The organism is Sandarakinorhabdus sp. (genome assembly GCF_040398665.1).
In the GTDB taxonomy this organism is placed as follows: Bacteria; Pseudomonadota; Alphaproteobacteria; order Sphingomonadales; family Sphingomonadaceae; genus Sandarakinorhabdus.
Map to the genome: position 1 here is coordinate 1 of NZ_JBBATQ010000019.1, position 7152 is coordinate 7152.

General features: G+C 68.0%; 5 protein-coding genes. 4 read left to right on the forward strand and 1 reads right to left on the reverse strand.

The genetic code is table 11. The features are described 5' to 3' along the window. Positions 1-229: 229 nt before the first annotated feature. Positions 230-1735 (reverse strand): amino acid permease, encoded by a 1506-nt coding sequence (locus tag ABWP22_RS15635; RefSeq protein ID WP_353200923.1) that lies wholly within the window; start codon positions 1733-1735, stop codon positions 230-232. Positions 1736-1925: 190 nt separating this feature from the next. Here ABWP22_RS15635 and ABWP22_RS15640 point away from each other — a divergent pair, with 190 nt between their 5' ends. The 4 genes from ABWP22_RS15640 to ABWP22_RS15655 are packed head-to-tail and all read left to right on the forward strand — an operon-like array spanning position 1926 to position 6955. Beyond that, positions 1926-3155: a hydrolase gene (locus ABWP22_RS15640; protein WP_353200924.1), complete on the forward strand. Its 1230-nt coding sequence runs from the start codon at positions 1926-1928 to the stop codon at positions 3153-3155. Then, positions 3143-4159 carry an arginine N-succinyltransferase gene (locus tag ABWP22_RS15645; protein WP_502951140.1) on the forward strand — a complete coding sequence of 339 codons (1017 nt, stop codon included), beginning with the start codon at positions 3143-3145 and terminating at the stop codon, positions 4157-4159. The genes ABWP22_RS15640 and ABWP22_RS15645 overlap by 13 nt, the downstream gene beginning before the upstream one ends. Next, the gene (gene astD, locus ABWP22_RS15650; protein WP_353200926.1) at positions 4146-5594 is read left to right on the forward strand and encodes a succinylglutamate-semialdehyde dehydrogenase; all 1449 of its coding nucleotides are present in this window, start codon (positions 4146-4148) and stop codon (positions 5592-5594) included. The genes ABWP22_RS15645 and astD overlap by 14 nt, the downstream gene beginning before the upstream one ends. Continuing rightward, positions 5591-6955 carry an N-succinylarginine dihydrolase gene (locus ABWP22_RS15655; protein ID WP_353200927.1) on the forward strand — a complete coding sequence of 455 codons (1365 nt, stop codon included), beginning with the start codon at positions 5591-5593 and terminating at the stop codon, positions 6953-6955. Before astD ends, ABWP22_RS15655 begins: the two co-directional genes overlap by 4 nt. Positions 6956-7152: the final 197 nt, after the last annotated feature.

A 7152-nucleotide genomic window follows, 5' to 3' on the forward strand; every position in this document is an offset into this window, starting at 1 on the left:
CCCTCCAAAACAGGACAGAAGTGAATCATATCAGCAGAATAATGCAACGATCCCCTGGAAGGGGAGGATCGAAAGCTCCTCCCCTTCCAGGGGAGGTGGCGCCGCAGGCGACGGAGGGGTGCGGGCGCGAACCGATGAGATCGAGGAAAAAGGGCGGCCCGTGAAGGCCGCCCTTTTGCATTATGAATGGAGGCGTTTGCCTGCGCCGGTGATTATCCCGGCGCAATCCTCACGCGCCGGGCGGCGCGTCACCCACCACGGTGATCCCGCGCGCCACATTGGAACGCGTGCGGCCATAGAGGAAATAGAACACCAGGCCGATCGCCGCCCAGCCGAAGAACACCGCCTGTGCCACCCAACTGAGGAAGCCGAACAGCAGCAGGCAACCGGCAGCGGCGAGCGGTGCGACCAGCCACACCGCCGGCGTGCGGAACACGCGCTTGCGATCGGGATCGCTGCGGCGCAGCGCCATGATCGCCAGGCTGACGAAGAAGAAGGCACACAGCGTGCCGCCGTTGGACACGCTCGCCAACTGCCCGACCGGGAAGAAGGCGGCCGAGATGGCCACGCCGAGACCGGTGATGATCGTCACCACATGCGGCGTGCCATATTTCGGGTGCACCTTCGACAGGCCACCGGGCAGCAGGCCATCGCGGCTCATCACGAAGAACACGCGGGTCTGCGCGAACATCATCATCAGCACTACCGACGGCAGCGCGAAGCCGGCCGCGAGGCCGAGCACATTGCCGACGCCGGGATGGCCGATGGCGCGCAGCACATGCGCCAGCGCCTCGTTGGAGCAGACGACGGGCAGCGTGGCTTCGGCAAAGCTCTTGCACTGGGCCACCAGTTCCGGCGAACCAGGCTGCAACGCCTCACCGTTCGGGCCGAACACCGGCTGCGCGCCATAGCTGCCGATCACGCCGGTGCCGACCAGCATGTAGAAGATCGTGCAGATGCCAAGGCTGGCAATCAGGCCGATCGGGATGTTCTTTTGCGGGTCCTTGGTCTCCTCCGCCGCGGTAGAGACCGCATCGAACCCGACGAAGGCAAAGAAGATGATCGAGGCCGCGCTGACCGCACCGCCAACGCCCAGGGGCAGGAACGGCGTGAACTTGTCGGCCGTCGCCGCCGGCACCGCCAGCACGACGAACGCCGCCAGCGCCACCACCTTGATCACCACCAGCACCGCGTTGACCGTGGCGCTTTCCTTGGTGCCGATCACCAGCAGCCAGGTGACGGCCAGGGCGATGATCACCGCCGGCAGGTTGATGAGGCCGCCGGCATAAGGCCCGGTGACCAGCGCGGAGGGCAGTTCGATGCCCAGAAAATTGTCGAGCACCCCGACCATGTAACCGGACCAGCCGACCGCCACGGCGCTGGCCGCCACCGCATATTCCAGCACCAGCGCCCAGCCGACGATCCAGGCGAGGATTTCACCAAAGGTCGCATAGCTGTAGGTATAGGCACTGCCCGAAACCGGCACCATCGCGGCGAGTTCGGCGTAGCAGAGCGCCGCCAGCCCGCAGACGAGCGCCGACAGCACGAAGCTGATCAGCATGCCCGGCCCGGCCAATTGCGCCGCTTCGGCGGTGAGCACGAAGATGCCGGTGCCGATGATGCCGCCGATGCCCAGCATGGTGAGCTGGAACGCCCCCAGCGAGCGGGTGAGTGATTTTTTCGAAGCCGTTGCCAGAATGGCATCCAGCGACTTCACGCGCCATTTGTTGTCCAAGCGATTATCCCCTCAGGTCGGCCGCCGGCACCGGTGTCCCCACGGCGCTGGCAATGTCTTGGCACCGTCATGCCCAGCAAGCGCGCCACTGGTCAAGGTGGCAGTGTTACCCGGTCACCAGCAGCGACCTTTGTGGTTTTGATCACAAAATTCACTTGCGGTTTGATTGATCACAGGCCAGTCTGTGGCCATGGTCGCCCTTGCATCGTCCCTGTCAGCCGCGGAAGCGGCCGTGCTGGCCCGCATCGATGGGCGGCGCGGCGCGATGCTGGCCGAGATCGAGGCGTGGTCGGCGATCAACAGCGGCAGCCGCAACCTGGATGGTCTGGCGCGCATGGCCGATGTTCTGGCCGCAGCCTTCGCGCCGTTGGGCGGGGACATTGCCCGCGTGGCCGCCGCCCCGGCCAGCCGCATCGATGCCGACGGCCGCGAAGTGGCGCTGACGCACGGCGACAATCTGCACATCGTCAAACGGCCACAGGCGCCGGTGCGCGTGCTGATGACCGGCCATATGGACACGGTGTTCGGCGCGGATCATCCGTTTCAGGCCTGCCGCTGGCTGGATGCGGACACGCTGAACGGCCCCGGCACTGCCGACATGAAGGGCGGCATCGCCGTGCTGAAGGCGGCGCTGACCGCATTCGAAGCCAGCCCGTTTGCCGACCAATTGGGCTGGGAAATCGTGCTGAACAGTGACGAGGAAGTCTCCTCGCCCGGTTCAGCCCCGCTGCTGGATGCGGCGGCGCGGCGTTGCCACCTTGGCCTCACCTATGAACCGGCGCTGCCCGATGGCACGCTGGCCGGGGCGCGGGCCGGATCGGGCAATTTTTCGGCCGCCATCCATGGCCGGGCCGCGCACGCGGGGCGCAATCCGCTGGACGGCCGCAACGCGATTGTCGCCGCCGCCGATCTGGCGCTGCGGCTGGCCGCGCTGGCCGGCGATGATCTGTCGGTGAACCCGGCGATGATCGAAGGCGGCGGCCCCAACAATATCGTGCCCGATACCGCGGTGCTGCGCTGGAACATGCGGCCGCGCAGCGGAACCGCGCAGGTGCGGGCGGAAGCCGGCATCAACAAGGCAGTCGGGGACGTGGCGGTGGCGCACGACGTGATGATCCACGTCCATGGCCGTTTCGCCCGCCCGCCCAAGCCGCTGGACGCCAATCAATTGCGCCTGTTCGAACTGGTGCAGAGCTGCGGCGCGGCGCTGGGCCTGGGCATTTCGTGGCGGGACACTGGCGGGGTGTGCGACGGCAACAATCTCGCCGCGACCGGGTTGGCCGTGGTCGACACGCTGGGGCCGCGCGGCGGCGCCATCCACAGTGCAGACGAATTTCTCTGCGCCGATTCGCTGGAGGAGCGCGCGCGGCTTTCGGCGCTGATCCTGATGCGCGTGGCGCAACATGGATGGCAGCGATGAGCCTGTGGCGGGTGCGCCCGGCGCGCCGGGAAGATTTGCCTTCAATCCTGGCGCTGGCGCAACTGACGGGCGGCGGCTTCACCAATCTGCCCGCCGATGAAGCCGCGCTGGCGCGGCGGCTGACCTGGTCCGACGCCAGCTTCGCGCGCGTTGAAGAGACGCCGGAGGATGAACTGTATCTGCTGCTGCTGGAAGAAGTCGCCACAGGCCGCATCGGCGGCACCGCGATGATCTTCAGCCGCATCGGCGCCTGCCAGCCGTTCTACAGCTACAAATTATGCACCCTCACCCAGACCAGCCGGGAACTCGGTCGCACCTTCCGCATCCCGTTCCTGTCGCTGACCAGCGATTTCGACGGCGCGTCGGAAGTCGGCGGGCTGTTCCTGCACCCCGATCTGCGCACCGGCGGGCTGGGGCGGTTGCTGGCGCGGGGGCGATATCTGTTCATCGCCCAGCACCGCGCGCGCTTTGGCGACCGGGTGATTGCGGAGCTGCGCGGCGTGATGGATGCGGATGGGCATTCGCCGTTCTGGGATGCATTGGGCCGGCAATTCTTTGGCCTGACCTTTCCACAGGCCGACCAGTTCAACGCGATCAACGGCAACCAGTTCATCGCCGATCTGATGCCGCGCCATCCGATCTATACGAGCCTGCTGCCCGAAGCCGCGCGCGATGCCATCGGCCAGCCGCACGGCGGCGGCCGCGCCGCGCTGGCCATGCTGCAGGCCGAAGGCTTTGTGTATGACAATTATGTCGATATCTTCGATGGCGGCCCGACGGTGGCGGCGCGCACCGACGATCTGAAGACCATCCGCACGGCCTGCGCGGCGGTGGCCGCCCTGGCCGACACGGTCGATGCGCCGGCCCATCTGGTGGCGAGCGGGCATCTGCGCGATTTCCAGGCGTTCATCGCCCCGGTGGACCCGGCTGGCACGCTGCCGTCCACCATTGCGCAATTGCTGGGCATCGCGCCCGGCTGCAGGATCCGCCATGTCCCTTGCTGAACTTGCTTCCACCGATCCCTGCACCGGGGAGGTGATCTGGACCGGGCCGACCGGCGGCGTGGCAGACGCCGTGGCCACCGCGCGCGCCGCCGCGCCTGCGTGGGCGCGCACGTCGCTGGATCAGCGCATCGCCATTGTCCGCGCCTTCAAGGCGGCGGTGGACGCCAGCGCCGACGCGTTTGCCCGGCTGATCGCGCAAGAGACCGGCAAGCCGCTGTGGGAAACCCGCACCGAAGTTGCCAGCGTTGCCGCCAAGGTCGAAATCTCGATCACCGCGCAGGCCGAACGCGCGGGTGAGAAGGGCAGCGAAGCGGCCGGCGTGCGGCAGAGCTTGCGTCACAAGCCGCATGGCGTGCTGGCGGTGCTGGGGCCGTATAATTTCCCGGCGCATCTGCCGAACGGCCATATCGTGCCGGCGCTGCTGGCTGGGAACACGCTGGTGTTCAAGCCATCCGAACAGACGCCGGCCGTGGCGGATTTCATGGGTCGTTTGTGGGCGCAGGCCGGGCTGCCGAACGGCGTGCTGACCATCGTGCACGGCGGCGGCGATGTCGGGCGCGATCTGGCCGGTGCCGATATCGATGGCTTGCTGTTCACCGGATCGGCGCATGTCGGCGCGGCGCTGGCCCGCCAGTTTGCCGACACGCCGCAGCGCATATTGGCGCTGGAAATGGGCGGCAACAATCCGCTGGTGGCGTGGGGATTGGACGACATCGATGCTGCTGCCGCGCTGGTGGTGCAATCGGCCTATCTGTCGGCGGGGCAGCGCTGCACCAATGCTCGGCGGCTGATCGTGCGCGATGGTGACGACCGGCTGGTCGAGGCGGTGCTGGCGCTGGCGGACCGGCTGATCGTCGGCGCGCCGTTCGATGAACCGCAGCCGTTCATGGGGCCGGTGATTTCCAACGCCGCTGCCGACGGGCTGGCACGCGGCTGGGCCGGGTTGGTCGCGGCAGGTGGCCGCGTGCTGCGCCCGCTGCTGCGCGCGCGTGCTGATCGGCCGTTCCTGTCGCCCGCCGTCATCGACATGACCGGCTGCGCGCCGAGCGACGACGAATTGTTCGGGCCGGTGTTGCAGATCATCCGTGTGCCGGACTGGGATGCGGCCATCACGTGCGCCAACGCCACGCGCTTTGGTCTCGCCGCCGGGCTGATCGGCGGCGATGCCGCGCTGTTCGACGATTTCTGGGCGCGCGCCCGAGCCGGCATCGTCAACTGGAACCGGCCGACCAACGGCGCGTCATCGGCGGCACCGTTCGGCGGCGTCGGGGCGAGCGGCAACCATCGGCCCAGCGCCTATTATGCCGCCGATTATTGCGCCTTCCCGGTGGCGAGCCTGGCCAGCGACACATTAGCGGGCGCCATCCCCGCGGGCCTTTCTCCCCTCCCGCCTGCGGGAGGGGCTGGGGGTGGGGCCAACGAGGACCGTCCATGACGTCCAATCCCACCCCCAACCCCTCCCGCAAGCAGCCTGCCCCGGACTTGATCCGGGGGGAGGGGAGCGTTGTTGAAATCAACTTCGATGGGCTGATCGGCCCCAGCCACAATTATGCGGCGCTGTCGCTCGGCAATCTGGCCAGCGCGCGCCATGCCGGCGCCACCTCGCGCCCGCGCGCCGCGGCGTTGCAGGGCCTGGCCAAGATGCGCTTCGTGATGGGGCTGGGGCTGACGCAGGGTTTTTTGCTGCCGTTGGAACGCCCGGATGTGGGGTTCCTGCGGGGGATGGGCTTTGCCGGCACGGATGATCAGGTCATCGCCCGCGCTGCCGCCGCCGATCCCCGGCTGTTCGCCATCGCCTGTTCGGCCAGTTCGATGTGGACGGCCAACGCCGCCACCGTGTCACCGGCGGCCGACACGGCGGACGGCCGCTGCCACATCAGCGCCGCCAATCTGTCGCGCATGGCGCACCGCAGCATCGAGCATCCCCAAACCCATGCGCAATTGGCCATCGCCTTTGCCGATCCGGCCTTTGCCGTGCATGAAGCGCTGCCGGCGGCCTTCGGCGATGAAGGCGCGGCCAATCACATGCGCCTGTGCAGCCGCCACGATGCACCGGGGGTGGAAATCTTCGTATTTGGCAGTGATGGCGGCTCCGCCGCTGGGGGCGAGGAGGGCGGCCGCTTTCCGGCCCGCCAGAACCGCCGCGCCTCCGAAGCCATCGCCCGCCGCCACGGGCTTGATTCGGCGCGCACTGTATTCGCGGCGCAAAGCCAGACCGCCATCGATGCCGGCGCCTTCCACAATGATGTCGTCGCCGTCGCCAATGGCCCTGTGCTGTTCGCGCACGAACAGGCCTTTGCCGATCCGGCCAGGTTGAAGGCCGATCTGGCGGCGGTGATGCCCGACGCCGTGGTGATCGAAGTGCCGGCCAGCGCGGTCAGCCTGGCCGACGCGATCAGCTCCTATCTGTTCAATTCGCAACTGCTCACGCTGCCCGATGGCAGCATGGCGCTGGTGCTGCCGAAAGAGGCGGAGGCGACGCCATCGGTGCGGGCCTATCTGGCGGCGCTGGTGGCCGGCAACGGCCCGATCCGCGCCGCGCATTTCGTCGATGTGCGCGAATCGATGCAGAACGGCGGCGGCCCGGCCTGCATGCGCCTGCGCGTGGTCGCCGATCCGGCGCGGGTCGATCCGCGCTTCCTGATGGATAGCGCAAAGGCCGACCGGCTGGAACGGCTGGTCGAAACCTGGTGGCCGGAGGCGATTGGCCCGGCGGATATGGCCAACCCCGATCTGTGGGGGCAGGTGCGTGCGGCGCGCGCGGCGCTGCTGGCGGAGGTCGGGATCAGCGTCTGAATTGAGGCACGCCAGCTCCCTCCCCCTTGCGGGGAGGGCGAGAGACGAGCCGAAGGCGAGGCCCGGGGTGGGGGTTCCTTAAGCGGCCACAAGCGGGAACCCCCACCCCGCTCGGCTGGCACCGAGTCGCCCTCCCCGCAAGGGGGATCGTTGCATAATCCGACGTTTGGGATTTTTATTCGGTCAGTTTGGCGTTG

Coding starts and splice junctions, on each gene's coding strand:
- ABWP22_RS15640 (WP_353200924.1), top strand. CDS start 1,926: ATGGTCGCCCTTGCATCGTCCCTGTCAGCCGCGGAAGCGGCCGTGCTG.
- ABWP22_RS15645 (WP_502951140.1), top strand. CDS start 3,143: ATGGCAGCGATGAGCCTGTGGCGGGTGCGCCCGGCGCGCCGGGAAGAT.
- astD (WP_353200926.1), top strand. CDS start 4,146: ATGTCCCTTGCTGAACTTGCTTCCACCGATCCCTGCACCGGGGAGGTG.
- ABWP22_RS15655 (WP_353200927.1), top strand. CDS start 5,591: ATGACGTCCAATCCCACCCCCAACCCCTCCCGCAAGCAGCCTGCCCCG.